General features: G+C 67.3%; 11 protein-coding genes, 1 tRNA gene, 1 rRNA gene and 2 pseudogenes. All 15 read left to right on the forward strand.

The features are described 5' to 3' along the window. Positions 1-99: 99 nt before the first annotated feature. The 15 genes and pseudogenes from rrf (at position 100) to iolE (ending at position 14,910) form a co-directional block, all read left to right on the forward strand. Positions 100-214 (forward strand): 5S ribosomal RNA (gene rrf, locus BLP73_RS00005). Between the two features lie 57 nt (positions 215-271). Beyond that, positions 272-348: transfer RNA gene (locus tag BLP73_RS00010), tRNA-Met, on the forward strand. Between the two features lie 73 nt (positions 349-421). Continuing rightward, the gene (locus tag BLP73_RS00015; RefSeq protein ID WP_090739452.1) at positions 422-799 is read left to right on the forward strand and encodes a hypothetical protein; all 378 of its coding nucleotides are present in this window, start codon (positions 422-424) and stop codon (positions 797-799) included. A 71-nt stretch (positions 800-870) separates the two neighbouring features. Continuing rightward, a pseudogene (locus BLP73_RS19660) lies at positions 871-1,565 on the forward strand (IS3 family transposase); the annotation flags it as partial. A gap of 52 nt (positions 1,566-1,617) precedes the next feature. Continuing rightward, positions 1,618-2,421 (forward strand): annotated as a pseudogene (locus BLP73_RS00025) (substrate-binding domain-containing protein); the annotation flags it as partial. 63 nt (positions 2,422-2,484) lie between these two features. Then, positions 2,485-3,522: a substrate-binding domain-containing protein gene (locus BLP73_RS00030; protein ID WP_090739455.1), complete on the forward strand. Its 1,038-nt coding sequence runs from the start codon at positions 2,485-2,487 to the stop codon at positions 3,520-3,522. Positions 3,523-3,754: 232 nt separating this feature from the next. Then, positions 3,755-4,693 carry a sugar ABC transporter substrate-binding protein gene (locus BLP73_RS00035; RefSeq protein WP_090740007.1) on the forward strand — a complete coding sequence of 313 codons (939 nt, stop codon included), beginning with the start codon at positions 3,755-3,757 and terminating at the stop codon, positions 4,691-4,693. Positions 4,694-4,747: 54 nt separating this feature from the next. After that, positions 4,748-6,277: a sugar ABC transporter ATP-binding protein gene (locus BLP73_RS00040; protein ID WP_090739456.1), complete on the forward strand. Its 1,530-nt coding sequence runs from the start codon at positions 4,748-4,750 to the stop codon at positions 6,275-6,277. 13 nt (positions 6,278-6,290) lie between these two features. Further along, entirely contained in the window at positions 6,291-7,313 is a 1,023-nt protein-coding gene (locus BLP73_RS00045; protein ID WP_090739457.1) for an ABC transporter permease, read from the forward strand. Between the two features lie 104 nt (positions 7,314-7,417). Continuing rightward, the gene (locus BLP73_RS00050; protein WP_090739458.1) at positions 7,418-8,314 is read left to right on the forward strand and encodes a sugar phosphate isomerase/epimerase family protein; all 897 of its coding nucleotides are present in this window, start codon (positions 7,418-7,420) and stop codon (positions 8,312-8,314) included. A 10-nt stretch (positions 8,315-8,324) separates the two neighbouring features. Further along, a complete protein-coding gene (locus tag BLP73_RS00055; RefSeq protein ID WP_090739459.1) occupies positions 8,325-9,335 on the forward strand; it encodes a Gfo/Idh/MocA family protein in 1,011 nt (336 codons plus the stop codon). Between the two features lie 7 nt (positions 9,336-9,342). After that, positions 9,343-10,128: a TIM barrel protein gene (locus tag BLP73_RS00060; RefSeq protein ID WP_090739460.1), complete on the forward strand. Its 786-nt coding sequence runs from the start codon at positions 9,343-9,345 to the stop codon at positions 10,126-10,128. A gap of 49 nt (positions 10,129-10,177) precedes the next feature. After that, a complete protein-coding gene (locus BLP73_RS00065) occupies positions 10,178-12,097 on the forward strand; it encodes a bifunctional 5-dehydro-2-deoxygluconokinase/5-dehydro-2-deoxyphosphogluconate aldolase (RefSeq protein ID WP_090739461.1) in 1,920 nt (639 codons plus the stop codon). A 62-nt stretch (positions 12,098-12,159) separates the two neighbouring features. Next, positions 12,160-13,989 carry a 3D-(3,5/4)-trihydroxycyclohexane-1,2-dione acylhydrolase (decyclizing) gene (gene iolD / locus BLP73_RS00070; RefSeq protein WP_090739462.1) on the forward strand — a complete coding sequence of 610 codons (1,830 nt, stop codon included), beginning with the start codon at positions 12,160-12,162 and terminating at the stop codon, positions 13,987-13,989. Between the two features lie 9 nt (positions 13,990-13,998). Beyond that, positions 13,999-14,910, forward strand: a complete 912-nt coding sequence (gene iolE, locus BLP73_RS00075; protein WP_090739463.1) for a myo-inosose-2 dehydratase — start codon at positions 13,999-14,001, stop codon at positions 14,908-14,910. The last annotated feature ends 19 nt before the right edge of the window (positions 14,911-14,929 follow it).

Here is a 14,929-nt window from a genome sequence, read left to right on the forward strand (position 1 = left end):
CAGACCAGCTGCAACAGCAGCCCTGACTTCCTCCCAGGAACATCCTTGGACAACACGCGGGCGCCGAAAGGCCCCGCACGCTGAGCGTTTCTTTCCCGGTCTGGTGGCCCTAGCGCGAGCAAAACACCCGATCCCATCCCGAACTCGGCCGTTAAGTGCCGCTGCGCCGATGGTACTGCGTCTCAAGACGTGGGAGAGTAGGTCACCGCCAGACCTGGAAAGAAACGCATCTCTCTCGAACGACGTCACTTCCGATCAAGGACACCAATGGCGCGGGGTAGAGCAGCCCGGTAGCTCGTCAGGCTCATAACCTGAAGGTCACAGGTTCAAATCCTGTCCCCGCAACCAATACTAATTCCCCAGCAAGATCGAAGCCTCCCGCCTCACCGCCAGAGGCTTTCTGGCATCTCGGCGCCTGCTCATGACCGGCGGCCGCTTGCGCGATGGGGCGCCCCGTGGCCAGGTTCAGCAGACCCGCCAGCGCCCCGTGGAGGTGGATCGCCAAGGCGGGCTTCCCGTCCGCGTCCTCCTCCGGCACCAGCTCGATCTTCTCGACCAGCGCCCGCAGCGCCTCTTTCGCCTCCTCGTCCTGGTCCGCCTCGCCGAGGCCCCGGATCAGCTGCCCGACCCGCATGCGGTAGGCCGCCGACATGCCCGGGTGGAACCGCAAGGGTTCGGGGGCAGGGGCAACAGCCAGTTCCGCCTCCAGCGCCTCCTTGCGCCGGAAGGCCACGTCGAGCCGGTCCTTGATCCGAGCCGCAGGCACCCCGCCGATGAATCAATCCACCAACTGACCTAGCCGTGTGGGTCCCTCGTTCATAACGCGAGTCTGCCGGCTTAAGGTTGGTGGTCGGCGGGTGGTTTCAGGGCGAGGCGCCGTCGGTGGCCGAGGCGGTGCGCTACATCGGCGTGACGCAGTTCACCTACCACCGGTGGCGCAAGAAGTATATTGGGCTCGAGACGAACTAGGTGAAGCGGTTGAAGGAGTGCCGGACCTCACGCTCGAGAAGCTGATCCTGCGCGGTGAGGCCGGAGGCCGAACGCCTCGAAAACGTCTTAGCCGCGCCCGCCGCCGCCGTTGCGTCGACCATGTCCGGCGGTAGTTTGGGGTATCCGAGCGGCTCGCTTACCGTATGCTTGGCCAGAACTGCTCGACTCAAGAGAAAGGTTTCGCTCGGACGCCCCGACGAGGAGGCGGTTACCGCTGACATCATCGCGCTTGCATCTCCAGTATGGTCGCTATGGCTACCGACAAACTGCGGCCCTGCTGTGTCACGCGGGCTGGGTCGTGAACGTGAAGCGGGTCGTGCGGATTTGGCGGCGGGACTGAGGAGGATCAGGGAAGGCCCCAGCGGGACGCTTCCCGACGAAGCTGAAGGTCCCGCAGAAGCACTCGAAAGGGGGGGCGACGGCTCTGATGAAACGACTGATCGTGCATTCTTCTGCGGCCTGAGCGACCTGGTCAAGCCTGGTCCTACGACCTCGTCGAAAGCCGGACCCATGACGGGGAGAGCATCCGCCTGCTCAACCTGATCGAGGAGTTTACCCGGAAGTGCCTGGCGATACTCGAGCGGTCGCGAGCTCAGCCGCAGTGCCAGCGGAGTCCAGTCGCCCGAAAACCCGTTCCATGCCGCGCTCCATGCCGCGATCGAGGCCGAGAACCACGGCCCCAACCCCTACAACATCCAGACGCGCATCCATCACATCGCGCCGCGTCTGACCGCCGGGCAGATCGCGAGGGTGCAGGAGGTGGCGGCGCGGCACGATGCGGTGATCCTCTGCATCGCCCATGACGACCGGCTGGCGGCGGGACTTGCGGGGCTGGTGGCGGCCGGCCGCCCCGTCGTCACGCTGGCCACCGAGATCCGCTGCCCCGGCGCGATCTATGTCGGCCCCGACAATCGCCAGAGCGGGCGCGTGGCGGGCGATATGGTCGGCCGGCTTCTCGGCGCGGCAGGGGGCGAGGTCCTTGTCATCGCGGGTCATCTGTCGATGCTGGGCCATGCCGAGCGCGTCGCCGGTTTCGACGAGGTGCTGACCGCACGCTACCCGACCTGCCGGGTCGTGGCCCGCGTCGAGAGCCACGATCAGGCCGATCTCGCCGCCGACCTCACCTGGCGCGAATTGCAGCGACATCCGGGCATCCGGGCGATCTACAACGCGGCGGTCGGCGCGTCCGCCGTCGCGGCTGCGCTCGCGGCGCGAGGCCGTGCGCAAGAGGTGGTGCTGGTCGGGCATGAGTTGACGGAGGACAGCCGCCCGCTTCTGGCCTCAGGCGCCATCGACGCGCTGATCGACCAGGACCCCGCGCTGGAAATCCAGACGGCCATTGCCGCAATCGCGCGCCGCCACGGCCGCGTGCCCGACGGACCGGTCGTGCCATTCACGCCGCTGCGGATCGTGATGCGCGAGAATTGCTGATCGCTCTTGCGGCGCACCCGTCCGCCGATGGTAGGAATGATGCGATCCTTGATGTGAGGCGTGATGGGCAGACCTACCATCGTCGATCTGGCGAAAGCCGCCGGCGTCAGCACCGCCACCGTGGACCGTGTCCTCAACGGGCGGCTCCGGGTGCGCGAGGAAACCGTGCGCCGCGTTCATCAGGCGGCCGAGGAAATCGGCTATCACGCCGCCAATGTCATCCGTCACCGGATGCTGGCGGACCGGCCCGAGATGCGCCTCGGCCTGGTGCTGCAGAAGCCGCGGCACCGGTTCTACCAGAACATGCTGTCAGCCTTCGAGCAGCAGGCGCGGGCCGAGACGCAGCGCCGCGTCCAGATCGTCCCGCGCTTTGTCGAGACAGCCCAGCCCGAGGAGCTGGCGGAGACGCTTCTGAGCCTGCGCGGGCGCGTGGAGGCCATCGCGGCGACGGGGCTGGACCATCACCTCGTCACGCAGGCGGTGCGCGAACTGCGCGGCGCGGGGACGCCCGTCTTCTCGCTGTTGTCGGATTTCGCGCAGGGCGTTCGGGACAGCTATTTCGGCACCAACAACCTGAAGGTGGGTCGGATCGCGGGCTGGTTCATCTCGAAGCTGGCGACCGAGCCGGGGAAGGTGGCGCTGTTCATCGGCGGCTCGCGCTTTCACGGCCACGAGCTGCGCGAAACGGGCTTTCGCAGCTATTTCCGCGACGCCGCGGCTCAGTTCCAGCTGCTGGACACGCAGATCAACCTCGAGACGCGGCAGCTCACCTACGAGGCGACGGTGAACCTGCTGAACCGGCACGCCGATCTGGTCGGCCTTTATGTCGCCGGCGGAGGCATGGAAGGCGCCATCCAAGCGGTGCGCGAGGCGCGGGCCGGCAGCCATGTCGTGCTGATCGTCAACGAGCTGACGCCCGAATCGCAGATAGGCCTGCAGGAGCACGTCGTCAGCATCGTGCTTGGCACCCCGATCCGGCAATTGGCCGAGGAGGTGATCGGCGCGATGATCGCCGTGGCCGAGAAGGGCATGTCCGAGACGCCGGGCCAGCGGTTCTTTCCCGGCGAGGTCTGGACGCCGGAAAGCGAGTTCATGAGGTAATTCCATCATGAGGCCGGCTTCATTCCATCATGGATGATGGGAACTGCCCCTTCTTCTCGTTGACGCAACGGCGTCACGGGCCAATGATCCACGGCAGCGGCGCAGGGAGAGAAGAGGCGCTGCATTCGCGACAACGGCCGGGTTGACACCAGGCCCGCCCCTCGGGCGGGCGGCTGCGCCCTGCCGCGTCCGGCAAACGTGGCGTCAAGCGCCCGCAGTGGAGGAGAAAGACGTGAAGAAATTCCTGGTGACGACGGCGCTTCTGGCCGGCATGTCCGGCGCGGCCTCGGCCGAGAACATCGGCGTGTCGATGGCGCTGTTCGACGACAACTTCCTGACCGTCCTGCGGAACGGGATGCAGGACTATGCCGCCGGCCTCGACGGCGTGACCTTGCAGATCGAGGACGCGCAGAACGATGTCGGCCGGCAGCTGAACCAGATCCAGAACTTCGTCGCCTCGGGCGTGGACGCGATCATCGTGAACCCGGTCGACACCGACGCGACCGTCGCCATGTCGAACCTCGCCGCCGAAGCCGGCATCCCGCTGGTCTATGTGAACCGCGAGCCGGTGAACGTGGACGACCTGCCCGAGGGCCAAGCCTTCGTCGCCTCGAACGAGCTGGAATCCGGCACGCTGCAGACGCAGGAAATCTGCCGCCTTCTGCAGGAACAGGGCAAGGGCGAGGGCGCGCGTGCCGTGGTGATGATGGGCGAGCTGTCCAACCAAGCCGCGCGGATGCGCACGCAGGACATCAAGGACGTAATCGCCACCGACGAGTGCAGCTTCATCGAGATCGTCGAGGAGCAGACCGCGATGTGGTCGCGCACCCAGGGCACCGACCTGATGACCAACTGGCTCTCGGCCGGGGTCGAGTTCGATGCGGTCATCGCCAACAACGACGAGATGGCGATCGGCGCGATCCAGGCGCTGAAGACCTCGGGCGTGGCGATGGATGAGGTGATCGTCGGCGGCATTGACGCGACGGCCGACGCGCTGGCGGCGATGCAGGCGGGCGATCTGGACGTGACGGTCTTCCAGAACGCCGCGGGTCAGGGTCAGGGCGCCGTCGACGCGGCGCTGAAGCTGTCGCGCGGCGAAGAGGTCGAATCGAAGGTCTACGTTCCCTTCGAGCTGGTGACCCCGGACAACCTGGCCGACTACCAGAACTGACGGCCGGCCGGGCCCGCACGCCGCGGACCCGGCTTCGCTTTGGGAGGAGCAACCATGCTAGACGGAGCGGGCGCCCCGGCGCGCGGCGCATATGCGGGCGAATACATCCTCGAGGTGGACAACGTCCGCAAGGAATTCCCCGGCGTCGTGGCGCTGGACGACGTTCAGCTGAAGATCCGTCCGGGCACCGTCCACGCCCTGATGGGCGAGAATGGCGCGGGCAAGTCCACGCTGATGAAGATCATCGCCGGCGTCTACACCCCAGACCGGGGCGAGGTGCGCTTCGCTGGCAGGCCGCTGGTGATCCGCACGCCCTTGGACGCGCTGAACTCGGGCATCGCGATGATCCATCAGGAGCTGAACCTGATGAACACGATGAGCGTGGCCGAGAACATCTGGATCGGGCGCGAGCCGAAATACGGCTTCGGGCTGATCGACCATGGCAAGATGGCCGCGATGACGCGCGATCTCTTTACGGATCTCGGCATCAAGCTGGCGCCCGAGCAGATGGTCGGCGATCTGACCGTCGCGCAGAAGCAGATGGTCGAGATCGCCAAGGCGGTCTCGTTCAACTCGGACGTGCTGATCATGGACGAGCCGACCAGCGCGATCACCGAGACCGAGGTCGAGCATCTCTTCCGTATCATCCGCGACCTGCGCGCCAAGGGCGTCGGCATCGTCTACATCACCCACAAGATGAGCGAGCTGTTCGAGATCGCCGACGAGCTGACCGTCTTCCGCGACGGCAAGTTCATCGCGGCCGTCCCGGCCGCCGAGGTGACGCGCGACCAAATCATCAAGATGATGGTCGGCCGCGAGATCACCAACCTGTTTCCCAAGATCGACTGCGAGATCGGCGAGACGATCCTCGAGGTCCGAAACCTGACGCTGCCCGGCGTCTTCGAGGATGTCAGCTTCACCCTGCGCCGGGGCGAGATCCTGGGCGTGGCGGGGCTTGTCGGCTCGGGCCGCTCCAATGTCGCCGAGGCGGTCTTCGGCGTCACGCCGGCCGCCAGCGGCCAGATCCTGATCGACGGCGCGGTGGTGGACATCAAGTCGCCCCCCGTCGCGATGCGCCACGGCATGGCCTTCCTGACCGAGGACCGCAAGGAAACCGGCTGCTTCCTGAACCTCGACTGCATCGAGAACATCCAGGTCGCGCTTCTGTCCTCGGGCAAGGTCGACAACCGCGGCTTCGTCAACCAGCGCGAGGTCAATCGCCTCGCCGAAGAGTTCTGCGCCAAGCTTCGCGTGAAGACCCCGAACCTGGCCGAGACGGTCGCGAACCTGTCCGGGGGCAACCAGCAGAAGCTGCTGATCGCGCGCTGGCTGCTGACGAAGCCGCGCATCCTGATCCTCGACGAGCCGACACGCGGCATCGACGTGGGTGCGAAATCCGAGATTCACCGCCTGATCACCCAGCTGGCTGCCGAGGGTGTGGCGATCCTGATGATCTCGTCCGAGCTGCCCGAGGTTCTGGGCATGTCGGACCGGATCATGGTCATGCACGAGGGCCATGTCAGCGGCTTCCTGGACCGGGCGGAAGCCGACCAGGTGCGCGTCATGGAACTTGCGGCGAAATGAGAGGAGAAGCCTGATGGCCACCCAGACACTCGGCGCCGAACGCGCCGCCCCCAAGGCGCATCGCAAGCTGCCGTCCGAAATTAACATCCTGCTGGTCCTGATCGGGATCGCGCTGGTCTTCGAGATCCTCGGCTGGATCTTCCAGGGCCAGACCTTCCTCGGCAACATCAACCGGCTGAAGATCATGATCCTGCAGGTCTCGGTGATCGGGATCATCGCCGTGGGGGTGACTCAGGTCATCATCTCGGGCGGGATCGACCTGTCCTCGGGCTCGATCGTTGGTGCGGTGGCGATGGTCTCGATGAGCTTCGCGCAGGCTGGCGACTATGCCCGCGCCGTCTATCCGGCCCTGACCGACATGCCGGTGATCGTGCCGGTGCTGATCGGGCTGGCCTGCGGCGCGGTTGCGGGCACCATCAACGGGCTGCTCATCGCCTATACCAAGATCCCGCCCTTCATCGCCACGCTCGGCATGATGGTCACGGCGCGCGGCTTTGCGAAATGGTACACCAAGGGCCAGCCGGTCAGCTTCCCGACCGACAGCTTCGCCTCGCTCGGGGCGGGCATGATGCCGGTCCTCATCTTCCTCACCGTGGCCGCGATCTTTCACGTCGCGATGAAGTACACCCGCTACGGCAAGTTCACCTATGCCATCGGCGCCAACCCGCAGGCGGCGCGCGTCTCGGGCATCAACGTCGAGACGCATCTGGTCAAGCTCTACATGGTCGCCGGCACGCTGGCCGCCTTGGCCGGGATCGTCGTCGCCGCACGCGGCCAGACCGCGCAGGCCGGCATGGGCATGATGTACGAGCTGGACGCCATCGCGATGGCCGTCATCGGCGGCACCTCGCTGGCCGGGGGGCGCGGCTCGATCATCGGCACCTCGATCGGGATGATCATCTTCGGCGTCATCATCTCGGGCTTCACCTTCCTGCGGCTGGACGCCTACTACCAGGAGATGATCAAGGGCGCGATCATTGTGGCCGCCGTCGTGGCCGACACCTATCGGCAGCGGAAGAAGATGAAGAAGGCCTGATCGATCCTCGTCCTGCACCGACCGAACCGCGGGGCATCCTCCCCCCCGCGCAGGGGCGGGGCACCAGATTGCCCCGCCCGCCGAACCGCCAAGGAACGCACAAGATGAAACACGCGCTCGATCCGCACATGATCCGCCACCTGTCCCTCGAGGACACCTGCCGCAAGGTTGCCGAATTGGGCTATGATCATGTCGAGCTGTCACCGCGCCCCGATTTCCTGTCCTGGTGGACGCGGCCCAAGGTCTGGCCCGAGCGGATCGCCAGCTTCAAGAAGGCGCTGAAGGATCACGGCCTGGGCCTTGCCACGCTGCAACCGATGTATCGCTGGGCCAGCCCCTATCCCGACGAATGGGAGGTGGCGATCGACAACTGGAAAAGGGCCATCCAGATCGCGGTCGAGATGGACTGCCCAATGTTCGTCAGCGAGTTCGGCCGCGGCGGCAGCCCCGAGCGCAGCCTGAACGACCGCTCTGGCCTGCACCGCCCCGAGACCTGCGAGAACCAGTTCTTCCGCGCGATGGACATCCTGGTCCCGATCCTCGAGCGCGAGGGCCTGACCCTGTCGCTGGAGGCCCATCCCGAGGACTGGCTGGAAGAAATCGCCCCGGCGATGGACATCATCAGGACCATCAACTCCAAGGCCGTGAAGGCGTCGTTCATCGCGCCGCACACCTTCTTCTATGGCCCCGACATGGTCGCCAACCTGCGCGCGACGGAGGGCCATCTGGTCCATGTGCGCCTGGCCGACACTTACGACCACACCAAGTCCTCGCAGCTGCGCTATGTCGTGAACCCGCCGGGCGCCAAGGTGCGCGTGCACCAGCACCTCGACTTCGGGCAGGGCGAGATCGATTGGGATTCCTTCTTCGCCACCCTCGCCGACATGAAGTTCGACGGCGTCCTGTCGAACTGCGTCTTCGGGTGGGAGGACCGGGCCGAGGACAGCGCCCGCTTCATGCTGGACGAAACCAAGCGCTACGTCGCGACATACTGGAAATAGGAAGACAGACATGACCCTGAGAATTGGTGTCATCGGAACCGGCATGATCGGCCGCGACCACACCCGCCGCATCGCGCAGGTGCTGGCCGGCGCGGAGATCGTCGCGCTCAGCGACTACAACCCGGCGGCGGCGCGGGCCGTGCAGGCGGACCTGGCGCCGGATGCGATGGTCTACGACAAAGGCGAGGAGCTGATCGCCGCGGACGACGTGGACGCGGTGCTGGTCTGCTCGACCGGCTCCACGCACGAGGCCTATGTCCTGGCCGCCATCGCCGCGGGCAAGCCCTGCTTCTGCGAGAAGCCGCTGGCGACCACGGCCGAAGGCGCCAAGCGCATCGTCGATGCCGAGGTGGCGGCGGGCAAGCGCCTGGTGCAGGTCGGCTTCATGCGCCGCTATGACGCTGGCTACCAGATGCTGAAGAAGGTCGTGGACAGCCAGATCGGCACCCCGCTGATGGTCCATGCCGCGCACCGCAATCCGACGGTCCCTGAGCATTACGTGACGCCCATGGCGATCCACGACACGCTGATCCACGAGATCGACGTGTTCCGCTGGCTGCTGGACGACGATTATGTCTCGGCACAGGTGGTCTTCCCGCGCAAGTCCAGCCACGCGCACGGCAAGCTGGCCGACCCGCAGATCGTCCTGCTGGAAACGGCCAAGGGCGTGCGCATCGACGTCGAGATCTTCGTGAATTGCCGATACGGCTATGACATCCAGTGCCAGGTCGTGGGCGAGGAGGGTCTGGCGAACCTGCCCGAGCCGATGAACATCACGACCCGCAAGAACGCGGCGCTGTCCACGCCGATCATGACCGACTGGAAGGACCGCTTCGTCGACAGCTACGATGTCGAGCTGGCAGACTTCATCAAGGCCGCAGCGCAAGGCACCGCCTCGGGGCCGTCCAGCTGGGACGGCTACGTCGCCGCCATCAGCTCGGATGCCTGCGTCGAGGCGCAGGAGAAGACCGGCCAGATCATCCCCATCACGCTGCCGGCCCGCCCGGCGCTTTACGACTGAGACCGCCATGCGATTTGCGATCAACCACATCTCGGCGCCGAACCTGCCGCTGGCCGACTTCTTCCAGATGGTCCGCCGGCTCGGCGCGACCGAAGTCGAGATCCGGAACGACCTGCCCGATGTGCTCGGCAGCACGGACCCCGCCGAGGTGCGTGCCGAGGCGCAACGCCAAGGCATCACTATCCTGTCGATCAACGCGCTCTACCCCTTTAACGTCTGGTCCGGGGATCTGCCGGGCCGCGCGGCGCGGATGGCGGACTATGCCCGGGCCTCAGGCGCCAAGGCCCTGGTCATGTGCCCGCTGAATGACGGCACCGAGGTGGCGTTCGATGACCTCGTGGCGGCGCTGAAGGCGATGAAGCCGATCCTCGAAGAACGCGGCCTGATGGGCCTGGTCGAGCCGTTGGGCTTCCCGATCTCCTCCCTGCGCAAGAAGTCCACTTTGATCGAGGCGATCAAGGCCGCAGGGGGCGAGGGCGTCTATAAGCTGATGCACGACACCTTCCACCATCACCTGGCCGGCGAGACCGAGTTCTTCCCCGACTGGACCGGCCTCGTCCATATTTCGGGCGTGACGGACCCCGACGTGGCAGTAGAGGACATGCTGGACGCGCATCGCGTGCTGGTTGACGGCGCCGACCGGCTGGAGAACCTGCCCCAGATCAAGGCACTTCTGGACGCGGGCTATAACGGCCCGTTCAGCTTCGAGCCCTTCGCGGCCGAGGTGCATGAGGCCGCCGATCCCGAGGCGGCGTTGAAGACCAGCATGGACCACATCCGGTCCGCGCTCTGACCACGGCGGCGGGCGTTCGCGCCCGCGCTCATCTTGAAGGAGCACTGCGATGAAGACGCTTGACGTGATCACCATCGGCCGGTCCTCGGTCGATCTCTACGGCCAGCAGGTGGGCGGGCGGCTGGAGGACATGGGGTCCTTCGCCAAGTATATCGGCGGCAGCCCGACCAACATCGCCTGCGGGACGGCGCGGCTCGGCCTGCGCTCGGCCGTGATCACGCGGGTCGGAGACGAGCACATGGGCCGCTTCATCCGCAAGCAGCTGATCCGCGAGGGCGTCGACGTGCGGGGCGTGGCGACCGACCCCGAGCGGCTGACGGCGCTGGTGATCCTCGGCATCCGCGATCAGGACAGCTTCCCGCTGATCTTTTACCGCGAGAACTGCGCCGACATGGCGCTGACCGAGGCGGACATCGACGAGGGCTTCATCGCCTCGGCGCGCTGCGTGCTGGCGACCGGTACGCATCTGAGCCATCCGCGGACCGAGGCGGCGGTGATGCGCGCGCTGGAGCTGTCCCGCAAGCACGGCGCGCAGACGGCGCTGGACATTGACTACCGCCCGAACCTCTGGGGCGTTGCCGGCCACGGCGAGGGCGAGAGCCGCTTCGTCGAAAGCGCCGCCGTGACAGCCAAGCTGCAGGCGACGCTGCGTCTCTTCGACCTGATCGTCGGCACCGAGGAAGAGTTCCACATCGCCGGCGGCAGCACCGACACGCTGGCGGCGCTGCGCGCCGTGCGGGCGGTCTCGGACGCCACGCTCGTCTGCAAGCGCGGCGCCAAGGGCGCGGTCGCCTTCACCGGCCCCATCCCGGACAGCCTGGACGACGGCGAGGCCGGCCCCGGCTTTCCCATCGAGGTCTTCAACGTGCTGGGCGCCGGCGACGGCTTCTTCTCGGGTCTCCTGAAGGGCTGGCTGGATGGCGAGCCCTGGCCGAAGGCGCTGGAATATGCCAATGCCTGCGGCGCCTTCGCCGTCAGCCGCCACGGCTGCACCCCCGCCTACCCTTCGCTGGAGGAACTGCGCTTCTTCCTGTCGCGCGGCGTGATCCGCCCCGACCTTCGCAACGACGCCGCGTTGGAGCAGATCCACTGGGCGACGAACCGGCAGGGCCGGATGGGCGGCGACTGGACGACGATGCGCGTTTTCGCGTTCGACCACCGGATGCAGCTTGAGGCGATGGAGGGCTACACGCCGCAGAAGGGCGGGGCCTTCAAGCGCCTCTGCCTTCAGGCGGCGCTGGCGGTGCAGGACGGGCAGGGCGGCTATGGCATCCTCTGCGACAGCCGCATCGGGCGCGAGGCGCTGCACGCGGCCTCGGGCACCGGCCTCTGGATCGGGCGGCCGGCGGAATGGCCCGGCTCGCGGCCGCTGGCTCTTGAGCCCGAGCTGGGTCCGGATTGCGGCGGGCTTGGCGAGTGGGTGCGCGAGAACGTGGTCAAGGTGCTCTGCTTCTGCCATCCGGACGACGACGCGGCCCTGCGCGCCGAGCAGGAGGCGACGGTGGGCCGCCTCTACGCCGCCGCCCGCCGGAGCGGGCTGGAGTTCCTGCTGGAGATCATCCCCTCGAAGGTCGGCGCGGTCGATAACGACACGACCGCCACGCTGATCCGGCAGTTCTACGCCGCCGGCATCTACCCCGACTGGTGGAAGCTGGAGCCGCTGACCTCGCGAACGGCCTGGGCCAAGGCCATCTCTGCCATCGAGGATCACGACCGCCACACGCGCGGTATCGTGGTCCTCGGCCTCGATGCGCCCGAGGCCGAGCTGGCGGCCAGCTTCGAGGTCGCCGCCAGCTTCGATCTGGTGCGCGGCTTCGCTGTCGGGCGGACGATCTTCGGGACGGTTGCGCGCGACTGGTTCGCCGGCAAGATGGACGACGCCGGGGCGGTCACCGAGATGGCCAGCCGCTACGGCCGCCTCTGCGGCCTCTGGGACAATGCCCGCGCTGCGGCGAAGGTGGCGGCATGAACCGGCCCTTGAGCGAAGGCGAGGCCGTGCCCGCCACGACAGACCACGCAGGAGATGCGCAGATGAGCGGAACGATCAGGCTGACGGCGGCGCAGGCGATGGTGCGCTGGCTCTCGGTGCAGATGACCGAGGAGGGCGAGCGCTTCATCGACGGGGTCTGGGCGATCTTCGGGCACGGCAACGTGGCGGGTATCGGAGAGGCGCTGCACGGGATCGGCGACGCGCTGCCCACCTGGCGCGGGCAGAACGAGCAGACCATGGCGCACGCCGCCATCGCCTATGCCAAGGGCAAGGCCCGGCGGCGGGCGCAGGCGGTGACGGCGTCCATCGGGCCGGGCTCGACGAACATGGTCACGGCGGCGGCGCTGGCGCATGTGAATCGCCTGCCGGTGTTGTTCATCGCAGGCGACGTCTTCGCGAACCGTCGACCCGATCCGGTCCTGCAGCAGGTCGAGAGCTTCGGCGACGGGACCGTCAGCGCGAACGACTGCTTCCGCCCGGTGGTGCGCTATTTCGACCGCATCACCCGGCCCGAGCACCTGCTGACCGCGCTGCCCCGCGCGCTGCGGGTGATGACCGATCCGGCCGAGTGCGGCCCGGTCTGCCTCGCCTTCTGCCAGGACGTGCAGGCCGAGGCCTATGACTGGCCCGAGGCGTTCTTCATGCCGCGCACGTGGCGCATCCGCCGGCCCGCGCCCGATGCGGCCGAACTGGCCGAGGCGGCTGCCATGATCCGGGCCGCCAAGGCGCCGGTGCTGATCTGCGGCGGGGGCGTCATCTACTCCGGTGCCGAGGATGCGCTCGGGGACTTCGCGAGCCGCCTCAACATCCCGGTGATCGAGACGCAGGCGGGCAAGTCCGCCCTGCCGCAGTCCCATCCGATGAACTTCGGCGCGGCGGGCGTCGATGGTTCGGCCGCGGCCAACGCGGCGGTGCAGGAGGCGGATCTGGTGATCGCTGTCGGCACGCGGCTGCAGGACTTCACCACCGGCTCGCGCACGCTCTTCCCCAAGGCGCGCATCCTGGGGGTGAACGTGCAGACCCATGACGCGGGCAAGCACGGCGCCGCGACGCTGCTCGCCGATGCGCGCGTGGCGCTGGAGGCGCTGGCGGCCGAACTGAAGGGTCTGCGTTTCGACGCCGCCGACCCGCAGGCCCGAGCCGACTGGCTGGCAGTGGTGGACGCCCATTGCGCGACCACCCCCGCGGGCCTGCCGACCGACGCGCAGGTGATCGGCGCCGTGCAGGCGGCCGCGCCCGACGGCATCGCCATGTGCGCCGCCGGCACCATGCCCGGGGCGCTGAAGCTGCTCTGGCAGGCCAGCCGGCACGGCTACCACATGGAATACGGCTACTCCTGCATGGGCTACGAGGTGGCCGGCGCAATGGGCCTGAAGCTCGCCCGACCGGAACGCGACATCCTGTGCTTCGTCGGCGACGGCAGCTACATGATGGCCAACAGCGAGCTGGCGACGGCGGTGATGCGGCGCATTCCGTTCACGGTCATCCTGACCGACAACCGCGGCTATGGCTGCATCAACCGGCTTCAGGCCCATTCCGGGGGCGCGGCCTTCAACAACCTCTACCTTGACTGCCGGATCGAGGCGCAGCCGCAGATCGACTATGTCGCCCATGCCGCTAGCATGGGCGCACATGCCGTGAAAGCCGGCGATCTGGCGGACCTGCAGGACCAGATCCGCGCCGCGCGGGGCCGCGACATCCCGACCGTCATCGTGATCGAGACCACCGCCCGCCCCGGCCCCGGAGACGGGCTGGAGGCAGCGGGCCACTTCTGGGACGTGGCGGTTCCCGAGGTGGGCGAGACCGACACCCTCAAACAAGCCTATGCGCGCTACATCCAGCATGTCGCGCAGCAGGCCCTGATCAACTGAAGGCGCACCATGATCCTTTACGGCACCAACCCGATTGCCTGGGCCAATGACGACGACCAGTCCATCGGCGCCCATATCCCGACCGAGCAGATCCTGCGCGAGGCTGGCCGCGAGATCGGCTTCGACGGCATCGAGAACGGCCACCGCTGGCCGGACGACGCGCAGGCGCTGAAGGCGCTGCTGGGCGAATACGGGTTGCGCTTCATCTCGGGCTGGTACTCGACCGAGCTGCTCACCCGCTCGGTCCGGGACGAAATCGCGGCGGTCCAGCCGCATCTGGCGAAGCTGAAGGCGAATGGCTGCAAGGTCTGCATCGTGTGCGAATGCTCGAACACCGTGCATGGCGATCCGGCAAGGGCGGTCAACGACCGGCCGCGCCTGACGGAGGCCGAAATGGCCGAGTTTGGTGCCAAGATGGAGGAGTTCGCGGCCTACCTGGCGGGGAAGGGCATCACCTTGGCCTATCATCATCACATGGGCACCGTGGTCGAGAGTCCCGAAGAAATCGACGCCTTCATGGCCGCGACCGGTCCTGCGACGCATCTCCTCTTCGATGCCGGCCACTGCACCTTCGGCGGCGGCGACCCGGAAGAGGTGCTGCACCGCCACGTCTCGCGCGTCGCCCATTTCCACGCCAAGAACATCCGCCGCCAGGTGACTGAGCGGGTGCGGGCCGAGAACCTCTCGTTCCTGCAGGGCGTTCTGGCCGGCGCCTTCACCGTGCCGGGCGATCCCGAGGGCGCCATCGACTTCGTGCCCCTGCTGCGTATCCTTGCCGAGGCCGGCTATGACGGCTGGCTGGTGATCGAGGCCGAGCAGGACCCGCAGCAGCGGAGCCCGCTGCACTACCAGTCGATGGGGCTTAAGGCCCTCAAGGCGGCCGCGCGCGAGGCCGGGCTCGGCCAGTCCGTCGCGGCCTGACGGCAAGGGAAAGGAGCCG

Source organism: Paracoccus tibetensis, assembly GCF_900102505.1.
GTDB classification, from domain to species: Bacteria; Pseudomonadota; Alphaproteobacteria; order Rhodobacterales; family Rhodobacteraceae; genus Paracoccus; species Paracoccus tibetensis.

What these genes read in the sequence shown, in the direction of transcription:
- BLP73_RS00015 (WP_090739452.1), top strand. Translation starts at nt 422, where the DNA reads ATGACCGGCGGCCGCTTGCGCGATGGGGCGCCCCGTGGCCAGGTTCAG.
- BLP73_RS00030 (WP_090739455.1), top strand. Translation starts at nt 2,485, where the DNA reads ATGGGCAGACCTACCATCGTCGATCTGGCGAAAGCCGCCGGCGTCAGC.
- BLP73_RS00040 (WP_090739456.1), top strand. Translation starts at nt 4,748, where the DNA reads ATGCTAGACGGAGCGGGCGCCCCGGCGCGCGGCGCATATGCGGGCGAA.
- BLP73_RS00045 (WP_090739457.1), top strand. Translation starts at nt 6,291, where the DNA reads ATGGCCACCCAGACACTCGGCGCCGAACGCGCCGCCCCCAAGGCGCAT.
- BLP73_RS00050 (WP_090739458.1), top strand. Translation starts at nt 7,418, where the DNA reads ATGAAACACGCGCTCGATCCGCACATGATCCGCCACCTGTCCCTCGAG.
- BLP73_RS00055 (WP_090739459.1), top strand. Translation starts at nt 8,325, where the DNA reads ATGACCCTGAGAATTGGTGTCATCGGAACCGGCATGATCGGCCGCGAC.
- BLP73_RS00060 (WP_090739460.1), top strand. Translation starts at nt 9,343, where the DNA reads ATGCGATTTGCGATCAACCACATCTCGGCGCCGAACCTGCCGCTGGCC.
- BLP73_RS00065 (WP_090739461.1), top strand. Translation starts at nt 10,178, where the DNA reads ATGAAGACGCTTGACGTGATCACCATCGGCCGGTCCTCGGTCGATCTC.
- iolD (WP_090739462.1), top strand. Translation starts at nt 12,160, where the DNA reads ATGAGCGGAACGATCAGGCTGACGGCGGCGCAGGCGATGGTGCGCTGG.
- iolE (WP_090739463.1), top strand. Translation starts at nt 13,999, where the DNA reads ATGATCCTTTACGGCACCAACCCGATTGCCTGGGCCAATGACGACGAC.